The organism is Bartonella sp. SD1336NMGDW, assembly GCF_042193565.1.
GTDB lineage: Bacteria > Pseudomonadota > Alphaproteobacteria > Rhizobiales > Rhizobiaceae > Bartonella > Bartonella grahamii.
Genome location: NZ_JBHILW010000019.1, coordinates 1 through 15,639, shown reverse-complemented (window position 1 = coordinate 15,639; position 15,639 = coordinate 1). Strand labels below are relative to the sequence as shown.

The following is a 15,639-nucleotide window of genomic DNA, read 5'->3' as shown; positions in this document are numbered from 1 at the left end:
TTAAACAGCCCGTTTTGTAAAAGAAGTCCAGTACAACCTGAATGCAAGCCTTAAGTGATGATCAACAATCCGCCATCTTTGCCTTTGCTTGGAACGGCGGGATTGTTTCCTCAACTAACCATTTCAATATTGTTCACCGTTGTTTTAATGAAGCGGTGACAGGAAATATCAACAAGCTTATGAGCTGTTTATTGTCAATAAATCCATTGAAAGAGGGGAATAATGAAGAAAATCTTAAAACTGTTGAGTTGTATAGCTCTGTTAAGTATCACTGGATGTGTTAACTCAATTCCCTCACTTTCTCCAGCATTATGGAGAAATAAAATACTTTTAGAATGTGGAGTACCGGACCTTAATAAGGTTGTGGCGCTAGATTTGAATCAATTTGCCAGTATTGAAATGTGTATGGCGCAATCAGGTTTTCGTCCTAGCTTTACAATACAAGATTGGTGTGAAAACCATAAATCGGACAACCTTCCCATATGTCGTCCTGGTGCTGTCATGCCTCAGCGAAGTGTTGAGAGACGCTTAAATAGCCCTTATTGTAAAAAACATTCAGAACAACTTGAATGCCAGCCTTAAGTCTTGCTTCAGCAGAGAAAGCTTTGAATTTACACCAAATAAAGCTCCAGGTTGATGAGCTTGAGAAAGCCTTGTCTGTCCTTACGTGACAAGGTTTTCTTTTTATGCTACGTCGCTTTGACGTTGCTGTTTCGCTTGCTCGATTACATTGATAAGATCTGATTGTAACCAACGCGATAAAAAACCAAATTTTAAAGGTTTTGGGAGAGATCCGTTGGTAACATGACGGCGGAATGTTGAGACACTCATATGAAGCAGTTTTGCACTTTCACGGTCTGTCAAAAGAATATCATTTTCTGTCATACTAAAATCCTTTCAAAAGTAAAAAAATGAGAACAAATCATAACCATTTATTAACCATATTTTGGTTCATTTTTTAAGGTATTTTATTTATAGAAAACAATATTTTATCATATAATTTCTGATGTGATACGTGATGAATCTTATTGAGAAAGAATGAGAGACAAGAGAGTTAAAGTTATCCACAGATAATGGGGTTATTCACCCCATATCTTAAGATTGACCAGTGACATAAGCCGCCCATTTATCCATATAGACACGGCGTTGTTCTAGATAGTCAGTGCGACGATAGGCACGCTCTACTTTACCGCCGACCGTATGACTTAGAATAGTTTCAGCGACCTCATAGGGGGCATCGGTTGTTTCAGCGAGCCAATTGCGTAAACTAGAACGAAAACCATGGGGGCATGCTTCAATTTTATTTTTTCTCATATACGCCGCCATCATCGTATGTGAAAGAGGACCACGACCGGTAAGTGAAAAGATGAAATCACTTTTAGAGATACAGCGGGCTTGTTCAATTACTTTTAATGCTTCAGATGATAAGGGCACGCGAAATTCTGTTGTAGTATCACGCTTTCCTTTCATATTCTCAGCAGGTATGATCCATATATCCCCATCAATTTGATCTTTATGAATAAGACGTAAAGGGTTAGAGCGAACCCCTGTAAGGATAAGCAGACGCAAAGCAAGATGTGTTATGTTTTGTGTTTTACAGAGGAACTGATAAAAAGCTGGTATATCTTTCCAATCCATTGCTGGTCTATTAATGATCTTATGACGTTGTTTTCCTAAGAGAGCACGTGCTTTTTCTGTTGCTTGTAAATCAACATCCAAACCCAAAGCAGCCGCATGTTTGAGACAAAGATTAAGACGTATCAATGCTATCTGAGCTGTTCCAGCTTTTGTATGCCAAATGGGAGAAAGCGTATCGCGTATCTCTGTTTGTGTAATCTCTGAAACGGGGAGGCAACCTAATTTAGGGAGAATGTAAAGCCGCAAAGGTGAAAACCAATCACTAGCCTTACCATCTCTTTTTAATTCGGCTTTACGACTTTCAAAAGCATCCACGGCAATGTCTTTTAAGTAATGGAGATTGCTTATTGCTTCACGCTTTTGTTTTTCACGTTCTTTAATAGGGTCACGCCCTTCACGTAAAACAGCACGCCACCCAGTTGCTAATTCACGGGCTTGTTTTAAAGAGACATGTCTTAAGGCACCCAATCCCATTTCACGGCGCCGACCATGAATGGTAAAACGGTAAATCCATTGAGCACCTCCATCTTTACGCTTATGAAGTAACAAGCCGGCACCATCATTATATTTGCCAGCCCCCAATGTTGCGACAGCCCTTGCATTAAGACGATTCATAAGAACCATTTTTACTCCTTTCTTGTACAAATTTTATCCATACACTCATCCCACTTGTTATGTGCAAGTAAGTGGTTTTAGTTGATTCAACATAAACAGATTTGAAATGAGAGAATCCTACGTTATTCGAGACTCTCATTCAACATACAAAACAGTGAATTATCATTATAAATCAATGTCTTGTAGACCGTGTAAGAGATACGATTAACAGCTCTTTTGCAGGTGCGGGTCGTTATGGGTCCGGTGCACATGCAGGTGTATTGGCAAATGAACTTGGTGCTTTGTCCACAAGTGCTACAGCAGACCAGTATAATCGTGATGCGGATCGCATGATGCAAGCCAATGCCATGATAGACCAAGCCAATCAAAATCAGTTGGGAGCCTCAAATAACTTCTTACAGGGTTATGGCAATGCCTATTCCAATACCCTACAGGGGGGAGGTGTGCTTGATGCCCACAATCAGAGAGTTGTTGATGCCAATCGTGAACGTTGGCTGGAACAAGACAATAGCGGCTGGAATAGGTTGAATATGCTTATGAACGCCGGTCATGGCTTTGCAAGGAATTACGGCACGACGACGAATAATAATACAGCCTCTATGATGCATGGTAACGACCCTTGGAAGAACGCTATAGGGATTTTAGCTAGTATTGCTAATTTTGCAGGAAAAAAGTGAGGTAGTTATGCAAAATAGTAACGATAACATTTTATCAAGACTTCTTAAGTCTATGCATGTAATGAGCCAATATGTACCACGTATACGTTTCAACGATCTAGAAGACGCCAAACAACAGGCAAAGAATTTACCTTATTTAACCCCTTCTTCCCCTATAGCAACTTTTGGTTCACAATCAAATCCTTTAGGTTTAGCTAAAAATACTTCACCTTTACCAGATGTAAGTTCGTCTTTAAGATCGGCAGGCAGAAAACCGTATGTACCGTCTTCAGTCCCTTCTTTACCAGTAGCGACCTTTGGTTCACAACCAAATCCTTTAGGTATGGAACCTTTGCCTAATGCAATTGAAACTTCAGATTTGGCATCATTGAAACCAAAGCAGTCTCAATTACCAGAGCCTATTTCATCTGTAGAACCACAGAAGTCTGTACAGCCACAACAGAGTACTGTTCCTCACCAAGATACTGGTTCTCAACAGAGTTTTTGGGATTACTTGCGTAGTCCTGAGTTTTTACAAAGATTATCAGATTATGGGATTGGTTATGCATTATCAGATGGGACGATAGCACAAAGTTTAGCGAATGGAGCTATGAATCTTCGTCGTGGTGATATGGAAAGAGAAAAAAGAGGGCAGGTTAACCAGACTGTCGAGTATCTAAAGTCCAAAGGCTACAGTGATGAAGAAGCTGCTATCATGGCACGGAATCCTCAAATGCTTAGTGCATTGCTTACAGGAGGTACAGATAGCATAAAACATTACAATGATGGAAGTTCGTTAGTACCGGATTCAACTTCTCCAACGGGATGGAGAGTGGTTCATCACCCTGATGGAAAAGCATATATGGACAAAGAACGAGAAGCTGCTTTACGTCAACATAAAAACTTGTATGCAAAGGTTTTGCTAGAAGATATTGATTATGTGCAGGAATACCTTGAGAAATTTAAGAATAAGGCGACAGGTAATATAGCTTTAGCTGCTAGCTACGCGTTCTCAACGTCCGAACAATCGGATGTACGACAGGTTTTGGAATCAATACAATCTCGTATAGGGCTTGACCGTATAGATCAAATGAAAATGTTATCGCAAAGAGGGGCGCTAGGACTTGGAAATGTTAGCGATAAAGATATTGAAATGTTAAAAGAGTCTCTTGGGAAATTAAATTTACGTATGTCTACACGAGAGCTTAAACGGCGTTTGTCAACAATAAAAGATGTTTTATCAAGACTGAACCCTGAAGTACAAGGTATTGTATTAGGTCATATTGAGGCTACAGAAAATAATATGAGAAATGCCGTTATGGCAGGAAATAGCCAAAATTCTACCAATCAGGCGGTCTCACAAGGAGATTTTTCTAATTTACCAGTTGTAAATAGCGGAGAAGAAGTGGATCGTTACCCCATAGGGACACGTCTTGGTTATGGAGATTTAGTGATAACTAAGGGGAAAATAAAATGATGCGCAACAAACATTACCGTATTGGTGATCGTGTACCAGAGCTTGGTGATGATGTTTATGTAGTTGGATATACTTCTGATTATAGACGCAATCAAGGAAATAAAACAACAGAGAATGCTTCACCTCACAAATACCGTATTGGTGATCGTGTACCAGAACTTGGTGATAATGTTTATGTAGTTGGATATACTTCTGATTATAACAATCGCTCTTATGAAAATGTTTCAGCGCCTCCAGAAATCACGCAAAGTGAAGCCTTTTGGAATTCTTTAAAGCATGGTCTCAGTTTTAATTTAGATGATGAAATTGCAGGGATCACAGCGGCGGGACGTGATGATGAGAATGAGAATGCACTAAATGCTTTTCGCAAGGGGCTGTACAGATATTGGTTATCTGGAGATAAGAAATACGAAGATAAGTATGAGAAAGAAGCCAATAGAATACGTGATTATCAACGTAGGATGAGTGATACGCATTATTGGACGTCTTTGTTAGGAAATGTTGTAGGGGCTGCTTTACCTTCACTTGCGACGTTAGGAACAGGAGCGGTTGCAGGACTAGCGGGGCGGATAGTGCCTTCTGCTACTTCAAAATTAGGTCAAGCATTTTTGAAAGCCGTTCCAACACCGGTAGGCACGGTAGGGAAACGGGTAGGCGCAGGAGTGAAATATGTAGGTGAGAAAGCAAGTCCGTTTTTAGGCATTACAAAAAACACAACACTTCCTCATTTGCTTAAAGTAGGAGCGGCATCTGGTGCATTACATGGAGCAGGTGAAGGTGTAGGGTTAGGTCACACACTTCAAAGTGCAGCAGTTGGTGGTGGTTTAGGAGCAGCAGGGACAGTGGTTGGCAGTGCTTTAGGTCATTTGGCTGGTTATCCGGTAAGTGGAATACGAAGACTTCTTTCTCCTTCTCATAAGCAAGGTGTTGCAACAGACACATTAAGAGAAATCAGTAAACATTTAGGTAAGGAGGCTTCTGAAGAGCTAGGAAACTCTTTTAAGAATGCAGTTCCTACCGATTACGTAGCTGATCATAGTCCTTTTTTACAGGATCTTGTTTTTGATATCGCGAAAAGAAACCAAGGAGCTTATCTTGATTTGACCAAAAGAGCTGGGCAGAGAGCGCTGGGAGGAGGGGAGCGTATTCATCAGGCAGCAGATGAACACTTTATTCCTCGTCAAAATGTTACAGGTTTAAAAGATGATCTTATCGCGAGTAGAGAAGCAGAATCACATACTCTTTACGAAATAGCCAAGAAAACGCCGATAGAAGAAAAATATTATGGTGCTCTTAATGAATTAATGAAGCGTCCATACTTCAAACAGGCTTATGATGAAGGACTAAAGCGGTTTATTACGGATGGCAACAACGTTAGTCCGTTTTCTTCTCAAAAATTTAGTCTCCTTAAGGAGAAACCAAACATGGGGGCTCTTCATAAGACTAAAGAGGTCGTCGATTTAATGATAAGGACCGAAAAGAGACAAGGAGATAATAGCCAAGTTCGCAGTTTAGTTGGTATCAAGAAAAAATTATTAGAGCTTATGGATGATATATCGTCTGAATATAAGAAGGGACGGGCATTATATCATCAATATAGTTCAGATGTAGATGCTATGGGCGAAGGAGAAAAAGTCCTTAGAAAGTCGGTTAATAAGGATAAATTCAGTAAAATTTTTGATGAATTACCAGAGGGACAACAAGAATACTTTAAAAAGGGATCAAGAGCAAAACTTTTACAAGGCATGAGTCAAACAAAAGATGAAGTGTCCAAGGCAAAGGAGATTTTTGGTACGAATGATCTATATGAACGATTTGCAAAGATTTATGGAGCAGATAAAGCTTCTGCTGTTAAGAAGGTTGTCGATAGAGAAGCTAATTATGCAGATTTTTATAACAGAATACCTAATCGTGTAGCGAATGAAAAGATCTCTTTTACGCATAATGTCAGTATGCCAACGGGTAAATTTGATGCAGCTATGCAAGCAGGAAAAGCAGCGGTGAAGGCTTCTTGGATTCCTTTCAAAGAGGCAGCGTTTAGAGAGCGTCAACGGATTGAAAAGGATGTTGTCAAATTGTTAACAGGGGGGACACAGATTCCGAATGATAAAATTGCAAAGCTCATTCAAGATATGATTAAAGCGCAAGAAAAGGGATACGCTACAAAAGAATGGGTGAAAAAGCTTTCTGCTGCTTTGCTTGGAGGAGGAGGAAAAGCATTGGCTGGTCAATTTAATATGCTGAGTACACCAAGGTAGAAGAGGATTAGGCTATGACCCGTTATAGTCCTTCTGTTAATCAAGCGATACGGTAAACGGCAGCACGTTACGGCTTGCCAGAGAGTTATTTATACCGTGTTGCGCAAGTTGAAAGTGGAGGCAATCCGAATGCAAGGAATCCCCGTTCCTCTGCTGGTGGGTTGTATCAATTTATAGACAGCACCGCCAAACAATATGGTTTGCAGGATCGTTTTGACCCCATGCAAGCGGCAGATGCCATGGGGCGGTTGACACTTGATAATCGCAATCATTTAAGCCGTCTGTTGGGAAGAGCGCCTAGTGAAGCGGAATTGTATTTAGCACATCAACAAGGGGCAGGAGGAGCCGCGCGTCTTTTGCAAAATCCCCATGCCAATGCGGCGCAAATTGTTGGCAGCAATGCGGTTGGCTTGAATGGTGGTAACAACGCTATGCGTGCAAGTAATTTTGTCAACCGTGTATTACAGATGTACGGAGGACAGCCTTATAGAGCAAGCCCTATAGCACAAAGTGGTTTTGGTAATAGGGACAACTTGTTAGAGGTTTTGAGGGCATTATTAGCATCACAAGAAGAAGCTTCGGAAGAAGAAGAGAGTGATGATGATAATCCTTTGATGACGCAATTCATGCGGGCGTTTTACGGACCATTTTACCGGAATTAGGATTTATGAGAGATGTCAACGATTTATGATTGGTCGCTTAGAGCGGCGGATAATACGCGCGTGGATGATTTGATTGATTGGTCCGAAGGACAGCAGCCTAGCAGTGTGAACACGAGCGCCCGTGTGATGATGCAAAGGATAAGTGAGTATTTGTCAGACACGGGTGGAGAGCTTGAAGGGGTTGTTACAAATGATCATGTCCAACAAACGAGTGTGATAAGGCTTGCAAGCACTTCACAGTTTTTAGAGTATAAGAATGGTATCGTTTTGCGCTTTATGGCGACGGGTAAGAATGTTGGCGCAACCACGATTGTCTTAAATGATTTAGATGGCAAGCCGGTTTATAAGGCAACGGAAACGGGTTTATCGCTTTTATCAGGGGGCGAAATCCAACAAGGGTGCATTTATACATTATTTTATAATGAAGATCATTGGCATCTTGTTAATCCTACCTCTATTCCTTTGGAAGAAGAAAGCAGTCTTTATCCCACGGGTTTTATAGGAACGTTTGGAATGCGCGGGATTCCAAAGGATTGGTTAATTTGCGATGGGAAGGCTTATTTGCGTCGTGATTATCGTGATTTGTTTGAGACAATAGGAACGGTTTGGGGAGAGGGGGATGGCGTTACAACGTTTAATGTTCCGGATTTTCGAGGGATGTTTTTACGGGGTGTTGATGGAGGGCGCAATATTGATGAAGGGCGTTCTTTTGCCAGTGTGCAAACAGATTTAATCGAGTCTCACCAACATCAAGGACAGAGCCTTTCGATGTCTCATTTTACCAGCAACGAAAACTTTTGGGATGGGAATACGACAGATGTATTGGGCTATCGTCTAGGCTTGTTTGGGGGGAGCTCTCTCGCGAATTTTATGGGTATAGAGCGTGAGAATTTAAGGAGTCACGTTGCAAGTCCTTATACTCTTGATGAGAGCCAAGAGGTTGTTTTGGAGAGCACTGGTGAGGGCGAGACGCGTCCAGTTAATGTGAGTGTTCTGTTTGCGATTAAGACATGAGGTTTAAGATGTCGACAATTTATGATTGGTCTTTAAATGCCTCCTTGAATGCCTATTGTGATGATTTGATTGATTGGTCAAAAGGACAACGTCCTAGCAGCGTGAATAACAGCGCCCGTGTGATGATGCAGCGTATGCGTGAATATTTATCCGATACGAGTGGTGTGATTGAAAGTACTTTTACGGTTGATGCTGAACAGCAGACGACGTTGATAAGACTTCAAAGTAAATCGCATTTTTTAGAGTATAAGAATGGGATATCAGTTTGTTTTAAAGCGAAGGGTAAGAATGTTGGGGAAACCGCAATTGCCTTGAATGATTTAGCCGGTAAGCCCGTTTATAAGGCGACGGAATTAGGCATTCGTGCATTATCTGGAGGTGAACTTCAAAGGGGGTGCATTTATAGCTTGATTTATAGGGATCATGCTTGGCAAGTTTTAAATCCTACACCTCTCTCTTTATCACAAGAACCGGTTATTCCCGTTTATCCTACGGGGACGATAGGGATTTTTGGGATGCAAGTTTTGCCAGAGGGCTGGTTACCCTGTGATGGGAAGGCTTATTTGCGCAGTGATTATCCTGCTCTTTATGATGCAATAGGGATCAGATGGGGTGGAGCTGATACTTGGAACAAGTTTAACGTTCCCGATTTGCGTGGTGTTTTTTTACGAGGTGTTGATGATGATCGCGAGATCGACCGCTTTCGTTATCTTGGCACTTTACAAAATGACGCTATGAGAAAGCATGACCATGGGGGGCAATCCTTTACGATTTTGAATGATGAAGATGAGGAAGAGAGTTGGTATGGTGATTTGACGATCATCTGGGGATATGTGTTGAATGACCAGCAAAGATTGAAACTTGCCGAACGTTTGGGCGTGAGGGCAGAGGATATACGCGTGCACCATAAGCTCGCCTTTCCCCATTCCCACCTTCATATGCGTGATGTTGTTTGGGCTCGTTCAGGTGTAAGTGAGACGCGCCCGATTAATATGAGTGTTGTGTTTGGAATCAAGACGTGAGGTTTAGATGTCCACGATTTATGATTGGTCTTTAACGGCATCTGAAAATGGTGGGGCTGATGCTTTAATTAATTGGTCAGAGGGACAGCACCCTAACACGGTTAATAATAGCGCTCGTTTTATGATGCAAAGGATAAGAGAGTATTTATCGGATACGGGCGGCGTGCTTGAAGGGATTGTGACGGTTGATAATAACCAAAAGATGAGCGTGATAAGGCTTCTAAGCCAATCGGCATTTTTAGAGTATAAGAATGGCATATCGGTTTGTTTTAAAGCGAAGGGCAAGAATGTTGGGGCGACAACAATTGCTTTAAATAATTTAGCCGGTAAGCCCGTTTATAAGGCGACAGAAACCGGTTTATTAGCCTTATCGGGAGGAGAGATACAAGATGGTTGTCTTTATAGGCTTGTGTATGATGAAGATATAACCGGTTGGCAAGTTCTCAATCCGACAAGGGGCAAAGTTTCTTCCTTAAAACGCTTACCTTCCGGTCTGATAGGACCGTTTGCAATGGAACGCTTGCCGGATGGTTGGTTGCCATGTGATGGGCGTGCTTATTCACGGTATGTTTATTGGGATTTATTTTGTGTCATAGGAACGACGTGGGGAGAAGGGGATGGCGCCACGACGTTTAATGTTCCCGATTTTCGGGGGATGTTTTTACGGGGACTTGATAATGAACGCAATCTAGACCCTTGGCGTTCTTTTGCAAGTCAGCAAGGCTGTTCTTTAAAAGCGCATGAACATTTTATAGGTCCGGAGTCATCAGAAGGTCTTTCTTCTCGAAAAAAACGAGATGTTTCTTCTTCTGAAGCTCACTTGCAAAGGCAAAAGAGAGCTATAGACGAAGAGTGTGTAGGTTTGAGTGGGGATAGCTTAAAGAAATGTCATGAAGAATTTGACCGAATAGTGGGCATTTCAGAGGTTCCATTTTGGTTTACAGAAAAAGATAAGCCGCCGCGTTTACCTTGGTTTATCAGGAGCCCGTTTGCTAATTTTTTATATTATTCCACGCCTATAACAGAAGGTCTAAATGACAGAGAGCATCATGAACATCACCTTATGGCAGAGAGGGTTGGTGGTGTTGAAACGCGCCCCGTTAATGTGAGTGTAGTTTATGGGATCAAGACATGAGGAGTTGAAATGTCATTAAAACCGTTTGCGATATCAGAGATTAGCGACCCGTCTCAAGTGCGGGTCGTTTTGTATTCTGGGGGAGGTTTTGTTCATGCGCCGCTTAATGGCGTTTTTGATTTACTGAAAGCCGCTTTTAAAACAGAGCTTGATGGTTCACTGAAAGATTTAGAGAAGCGCTTAGAGGCTTTAAGAGAAGAGTTTGAAGATTTGAAAGAGTGTTCATTAGACGAAGTACTCTGAATGATGTGAGGACGAAAGCAGATGAAGATACCCGATCATGAACATGAATATTTGATACCTGTCGCGACGAGAGAAGAAATGATAGCAGGAACTTCTCAAGACAGCGTTGTTGTTCCGAAGCTTTTAGGGACGGCATCTTTGTATTCGTATGAAACCTTTGCGCCCTTAGAGCAGGTTGTTAATGCAAGGCAAGAAGCAGAAAAAGCCATGGCGCGTGCGAATGGGGCGCAACAAACAGCAGATCAAGCGAAAACTATAGCAGACAGTGTCAAGGAATTATCGGATGCAGCAGCGACGACGATAGCGCAAGCAGCAGGCACAGCAGCGAGTGCAGTTACTGTAGCCAATGCCGCCAAGACGACAGCTGATACAGCTTTAGAGCAGGCAAATACGGCATTAACAGTATCCAATGCCGCCAAGACAACAGCGGAGGTCTCGAAAGCCTCTTCAGAAGATGCCAAGATGAAGTCAGAAGCGGCTGAGAGGTTAGCGCAAGAAGCCAAGCGCATTGCGGATGATACTAAAGGTGCAGCTGATAGAGTGGCGACAACGGTCACGGAAAGCTCTCAAAGAGTGACACAAGTTCAAAGCACAGTAGAGACAGCTTTGACAGAGGCAAGAGAAGCCAAGGCAACGGCAGGAGATGCAAAAACACTTTCCGAACAAACCAAGAGCGCTTTTGATGATGCCAAGCAGGTGATGGGCGAGGTGAAGAATGTTGCAGAAACAGCAGCAACGAACAGTGGGCAAGCTCTCACGACAGCTTCTGAAGCCAAGACGACAGCAGAGACAGCCTCTTCGGTAGCTGGTGATGCAAAAGAAACGGCGTCTAAAGCCCTGTCGGTAGCTCATGGTCTTAAGCAATCGGTTGATCATGTCAAGAATACAGCTGAGGGAGCCAAAAGGACAGCAGAAGGAGTAGAGCAGAGGGCTTTAACAATAGAAGACGTTGCTACACAAGCCAAGACTAAAGCTGGTGAAGCCAAACAATTGGTTGAAGAAGTTAAGACGACAGCGCATTCGGCAGAAACGTTAGCGAATAATGCAAAGCGGTTAGCGGATAGTGCAAAAGACACAGCGGTGGAAGCGAAGAATAAAGCAGAGGATGCTCATGTCCTTTCGCAAGAAGCTAAGAGCACAGCAGAAACGGCAGAAGAGAAAGCCGCAAGAGCCGAAAAGAAGGCAGATGATGCGACAGTTACAGCTTCTGAAGCCAAGACTATGGTGCAAGAAGCAAAACAGGCGTTAGAGACATCAACAGCGCAACAAGATGCTTCAGAAGCATTGTCTAAAGCCGCTGAAGCGAAAAAAGTAGCAGATCAGGCAGCAACGTTAGCTAATGAAAGTAAAACGACAGCTGTTGAGGCAAAAGGTTTAGTGGAGGAAGTAAAACAATCGGTAGCGACAGCGACAGCAACAGCAGAAAGCGTAGCTAAGGAAGCTAAAGTAGCATCAGAAAGCGCTGTTAGGGTGGCGAATACAGCGAGGACCACAGCAGAAGAAGCCAAGAGTGCAGCGGATACAGCAACAGCGACGGCTCATCAAGCCCAACAGAGTGCAGAGGAGGCTACAAAATTAGCTTCTGAAGCGAAAGCGGTAGCAGAGTCTGCGGTGCGTTCAGGAGAGACGGCAGGGCATGTTGATGCAGAAGCGTTGAAGGGTATAGCTACAGCAGCAAAGAGTAAAGCGGAAGCAGCAGAGAAGGTAGCAGAAGAAACGAAAGGTGCTTTGGATGGTCTAAAACAATTAGCCAATAGTGCGAAGTCGACAGCGGACGAGGCAAAGAAGGTAGCTGATGGTGCACAAAAGAAGGCATCACAGGTAGAGACAGTAGCGGATGAAGCCGGAAAAATAGCACAAGAAGCTAAACAGACAGCTGGTTATGCCAAGCATGATGCGGGGCAAGCCCGTAGTCAGGCAGAAAAGGCAGAAAAAACAGCAAATGAAGCGTGGAGTAAAGCCCACAAAGCGAATGAAACAGCAGATAATGCTAAGACTATAGCAAGTTTAGCGCGTACGTACGCAGATGAAGCCAAGAAGATAGCGGAAAATTCAGGCAACACAGCTCATCAAGGGTGGAGTACAGCTAACAACGCGAAGGAAGTAGCAGGTGACGCTAAGACTATAGCAAGTTTAGCACGGACATATGCAGACGAAGCCAAGAAAAAAGCGGAAGTAGCAGATTCACAATCCTATCAAGCTAAGGGCGAAGCCGAAAAAGCCAAGGAAATAGCTAATAGTGCAAAATATACAGCAGAACAAGCACAGAAAGCGGCAGAAGCGGCGGGTAAAAAGGCAGCGTCTTTAGCATCATCTTTAGAAGACAAGCTAGAAGAGACAGAAAAAACAGCGAAGGAAGCCAAACAGAAAGCTGTTTATGCCGAAAATGATGCGAGGCAAGCTCGTAGTGAGGCAGAATCTGCGAAAAATATAGCTTATAATGCTAGTAGTACAGCTAACAACGCGAATGAAGCCGCCAATAACGCTAAGACTATAGCAAGTTTAGCAGAAACGGCAGGCGAAGAAGCCAAGAAAATAGCGGAGAAAGCCGATGACCGAGCGTATGAAGCCAAGAATGAAGTAGAAAAAGCCAAGGAAATAGCTAGTAATGCAAAATATATAGCAGGAGAGGCGCAGAGGGCAGCCGAAACAGCGGGTAAAAAAGCCGCGTCTTTAGAGGAAGAAGCGGAAGAGGCACAAAAAATAGCCAAGGAAGCCAAGGAGTCTGCTGGTTATGCAAGACATGACGCGACGCAAGCACGCAATCAGGCAGAAAATGCAGAGAAAATAGCCTCGTCTGCGAGAAGTAGGGTTATCGATATCAATCAAGTGGTTGAGAATTTTAAAGCCCCCGTAAGTTTAGCGCGGATGTACTCAGAAGAAGCCAAGAAAAAAGCCGAGTCGGCAGATTCACAAGCCTATCAAGCCAAGAGCGAAGCCGAAAAAGCCAAGGAAGTAGCCGATAGAGCGAAAAGGACAGCAGAAGAAGCTAAAACAACAGCCGATACGACGAAACAAGAGCTTGGAGGTATCAAGAGTTCCCTAGCAACGGCAACAACAGCCCATACAGTAGCCTCACAGGCAAAAGTGCTAGGGGAAGAGATAAACAATTTACTGAAACAGTCCAATTTAACGGTTCTTTCAATTTCTACGCCGTTTCTTGTTGCGACAGGGAAAAAACAACTCACATTGAAGAAAGGAACGCGTATAACCTTGGCATTAGGCAATGATACTTTGGTTGCAAGTTATACGGCAGATACAAGAATAAGCGTTCCTTCTCTTTCGGCAGGCAAGGATTATTATGTTTATCTGGTTTCTGATGGAAAACAGTCTCATAAACTTGTTTTGTCAGAAAACTCTACCTATCCAAGGGATTACACAGTGAGTAATTCTCGTAAGATAGGAGGGTTTCATACGCTCTGTGCGGATGTTGGTACGATTTCCGGTCACCCATTATCCGGTTATCAAGCAGGGGATATATTGCCGAACTCTGTTTGGTGTCTCAATCATCGCCCGCATAGTTCCCCAGAGGGTATGGTTTACGACCCCTCTACAGATATTTGGGTTGATATTTATCTTCAGTCAGGGACGGGTCACAGTACCCGCTCTGCGTATAATGTTCCTATTACGACGAACCGTCTACAAATAGATCATATATCCGATATGCTGCGTGTTAAGAAGGCTTTGCTCAATAATACAGAATTTACCTCTGCGATGCATGGAAGCAATGAAGGTGGTGGGATTCAAGGCAAAAAAGCACCTTCACCAAAACATTCTGGAGGTTATAAGAATACGGCAAATATACGGATGATTTCGCATATCGGTTGTGAAGATGGTTGCGGTTATGTTTGGCAATTTGTGAAAGATGTTTGTTTCATGCAAACAGTAACTGGAACTTCACCAAATGTACAGTTTAAAAAAGATATGTATGCATTGTTGGCTGGTGGAGACTGGTCAGATACTACGAATATCACTCCACATCTGCGCGCAGTCATTATACGGAATGCTATTTATGAATCGGCTAGCGCCCGTGGCTGTAGTTATCCACGGCATTATATTTAGGAGGGGTAGATGATAGATTATCCAGAGCATTTAAATAGCAAAGAAGATTATATGAATATGCTTTCCTTTGATAAGGCTGAAACCGTAAGGAGGTTAGAGGTTCTTTTAGAGACGCGTTTTTATTGGGTCTTTGTTAAAGAGCTTGGAGAGGGAGAAGAGGGGATTGAAGATGACACGCATAAGGTTTGTCTAACAACAACCATGCCGTTTGATTCAAATGGTGATTTTGTAGAAAAGCGTTGTCAGTATGAATTACAGGAAAGCGAATATGCACCGCTCTTTCAACTTGGCTTTCGTGTTGAAGAAGTCGAGCAACTGATCAAAGAGCATAGTCAATAGAGATCATAAAAAAACATTTTTATCCAGCCTCACTTTTGTGGGGCTTTTTTTATGGAGCGTCAGATGAGAAAGATATCGAAAGAAGGATTAGAGCTTATCAAACAATGGGAAGGTTTGCGTTTAGAGGCTTATAGAGATACGGCATGTGTCTGGACGATTGGTTATGGTCACACCAGCAATGCGGGTCACCCCCTTGTCAAAAAAGGCATGTGTATTAGCCAAGAGCAAGCAGAAGAAATCCTTTGTAAAGACTTAAAGCAATTTGAGCAGACGGTAGAGGAATCGGTTACGGTTTCGTTAACGGATTGCCAATTCGCGGCATTGGTATCGTTTTGCTATAACGTAGGAACAGCTGCTTTTCGCAAGTCAACATTGTTGAAGAAGCTTAATCAAGGCGATTATGAAGCCGTACCCTTAGAATTACAGAAATGGAATAAGGTTGGTGGGAAGCCTCTTGCGGGTTTAGCCAACCGTCGAGCAGCAGAAGCGGGATTATGGGCAAAAGGGTCTTATGTTTC

The 15,639-nt window shown here is 42.9% G+C and carries 12 protein-coding genes and 2 pseudogenes; 12 read left to right on the top strand and 2 right to left on the bottom strand.

All coding sequences use genetic code 11. The annotated features are described in order from the left end of the window. The first annotated feature begins 222 nt into the window (after window positions 1-222). Window positions 223-582 carry a hypothetical protein gene (locus tag ACFIKH_RS07935; protein WP_273724680.1) on the top strand — a complete coding sequence of 120 codons (360 nt, stop codon included), beginning with the start codon at window positions 223-225 and terminating at the stop codon, window positions 580-582. 102 nt (window positions 583-684) lie between these two features. Here ACFIKH_RS07935 and ACFIKH_RS07930 read toward each other — a convergent pair whose 3' ends face one another. Then, window positions 685-885, bottom strand: a complete 201-nt coding sequence (locus ACFIKH_RS07930) for an AlpA family transcriptional regulator (RefSeq protein WP_273788688.1) — start codon at window positions 883-885, stop codon at window positions 685-687. Between the two features lie 210 nt (window positions 886-1,095). Further along, a complete protein-coding gene (locus ACFIKH_RS07925) occupies window positions 1,096-2,262 on the bottom strand; it encodes a tyrosine-type recombinase/integrase (RefSeq protein WP_375671426.1) in 1,167 nt (388 codons plus the stop codon). Between the two features lie 173 nt (window positions 2,263-2,435). On the opposite strand from ACFIKH_RS07925, the pseudogene ACFIKH_RS07920 reads away from it, so the two are divergent. The 11 genes and pseudogenes from ACFIKH_RS07920 to ACFIKH_RS07870 all read left to right on the top strand — a co-directional run. Further along, a pseudogene (locus ACFIKH_RS07920) lies at window positions 2,436-2,930 on the top strand (hypothetical protein); the annotation flags it as partial. Between the two features lie 7 nt (window positions 2,931-2,937). Then, window positions 2,938-4,386 (top strand): hypothetical protein, encoded by a 1,449-nt coding sequence (locus tag ACFIKH_RS07915; RefSeq protein WP_375671425.1) that lies wholly within the window; start codon window positions 2,938-2,940, stop codon window positions 4,384-4,386. Then, entirely contained in the window at window positions 4,383-6,644 is a 2,262-nt protein-coding gene (locus tag ACFIKH_RS07910; protein WP_375671424.1) for a hypothetical protein, read from the top strand. Before ACFIKH_RS07915 ends, ACFIKH_RS07910 begins: the two co-directional genes overlap by 4 nt. 14 nt (window positions 6,645-6,658) lie before the next feature. Further along, window positions 6,659-7,306 (top strand): annotated as a pseudogene (locus tag ACFIKH_RS07905) (transglycosylase SLT domain-containing protein). A gap of 12 nt (window positions 7,307-7,318) precedes the next feature. Further along, window positions 7,319-8,320 carry a phage tail protein gene (locus ACFIKH_RS07900; protein WP_375671423.1) on the top strand — a complete coding sequence of 334 codons (1,002 nt, stop codon included), beginning with the start codon at window positions 7,319-7,321 and terminating at the stop codon, window positions 8,318-8,320. An 8-nt stretch (window positions 8,321-8,328) separates the two neighbouring features. Further along, entirely contained in the window at window positions 8,329-9,342 is a 1,014-nt protein-coding gene (locus tag ACFIKH_RS07895; RefSeq protein WP_375671422.1) for a phage tail protein, read from the top strand. A gap of 7 nt (window positions 9,343-9,349) precedes the next feature. Continuing rightward, window positions 9,350-10,477 carry a phage tail protein gene (locus tag ACFIKH_RS07890; protein ID WP_375671421.1) on the top strand — a complete coding sequence of 376 codons (1,128 nt, stop codon included), beginning with the start codon at window positions 9,350-9,352 and terminating at the stop codon, window positions 10,475-10,477. A gap of 9 nt (window positions 10,478-10,486) precedes the next feature. Next, window positions 10,487-10,720 carry a hypothetical protein gene (locus ACFIKH_RS07885; RefSeq protein WP_375671420.1) on the top strand — a complete coding sequence of 78 codons (234 nt, stop codon included), beginning with the start codon at window positions 10,487-10,489 and terminating at the stop codon, window positions 10,718-10,720. A gap of 21 nt (window positions 10,721-10,741) precedes the next feature. Next, window positions 10,742-14,782: an alanine-zipper protein gene (locus ACFIKH_RS07880; RefSeq protein ID WP_375671419.1), complete on the top strand. Its 4,041-nt coding sequence runs from the start codon at window positions 10,742-10,744 to the stop codon at window positions 14,780-14,782. Window positions 14,783-14,791: 9 nt separating this feature from the next. Then, window positions 14,792-15,121: a hypothetical protein gene (locus tag ACFIKH_RS07875; protein ID WP_375650216.1), complete on the top strand. Its 330-nt coding sequence runs from the start codon at window positions 14,792-14,794 to the stop codon at window positions 15,119-15,121. 63 nt (window positions 15,122-15,184) lie between these two features. Next, the coding region (locus ACFIKH_RS07870; RefSeq protein WP_375671418.1) for a lysozyme at window positions 15,185-15,639 on the top strand (455 nt) is incomplete at its 3' end.

Coding starts and splice junctions, on each gene's coding strand:
- ACFIKH_RS07890 (WP_375671421.1), top strand. CDS start 9,350: ATGTCCACGATTTATGATTGGTCTTTAACGGCATCTGAAAATGGTGGG.
- ACFIKH_RS07910 (WP_375671424.1), top strand. CDS start 4,383: ATGATGCGCAACAAACATTACCGTATTGGTGATCGTGTACCAGAGCTT.
- ACFIKH_RS07925 (WP_375671426.1), bottom strand. CDS start 2,262: ATGGTTCTTATGAATCGTCTTAATGCAAGGGCTGTCGCAACATTGGGG.
- ACFIKH_RS07900 (WP_375671423.1), top strand. CDS start 7,319: ATGTCAACGATTTATGATTGGTCGCTTAGAGCGGCGGATAATACGCGC.
- ACFIKH_RS07930 (WP_273788688.1), bottom strand. CDS start 885: ATGACAGAAAATGATATTCTTTTGACAGACCGTGAAAGTGCAAAACTG.
- ACFIKH_RS07895 (WP_375671422.1), top strand. CDS start 8,329: ATGTCGACAATTTATGATTGGTCTTTAAATGCCTCCTTGAATGCCTAT.
- ACFIKH_RS07875 (WP_375650216.1), top strand. CDS start 14,792: ATGATAGATTATCCAGAGCATTTAAATAGCAAAGAAGATTATATGAAT.
- ACFIKH_RS07885 (WP_375671420.1), top strand. CDS start 10,487: ATGTCATTAAAACCGTTTGCGATATCAGAGATTAGCGACCCGTCTCAA.
- ACFIKH_RS07935 (WP_273724680.1), top strand. CDS start 223: ATGAAGAAAATCTTAAAACTGTTGAGTTGTATAGCTCTGTTAAGTATC.
- ACFIKH_RS07880 (WP_375671419.1), top strand. CDS start 10,742: ATGAAGATACCCGATCATGAACATGAATATTTGATACCTGTCGCGACG.
- ACFIKH_RS07915 (WP_375671425.1), top strand. CDS start 2,938: ATGCAAAATAGTAACGATAACATTTTATCAAGACTTCTTAAGTCTATG.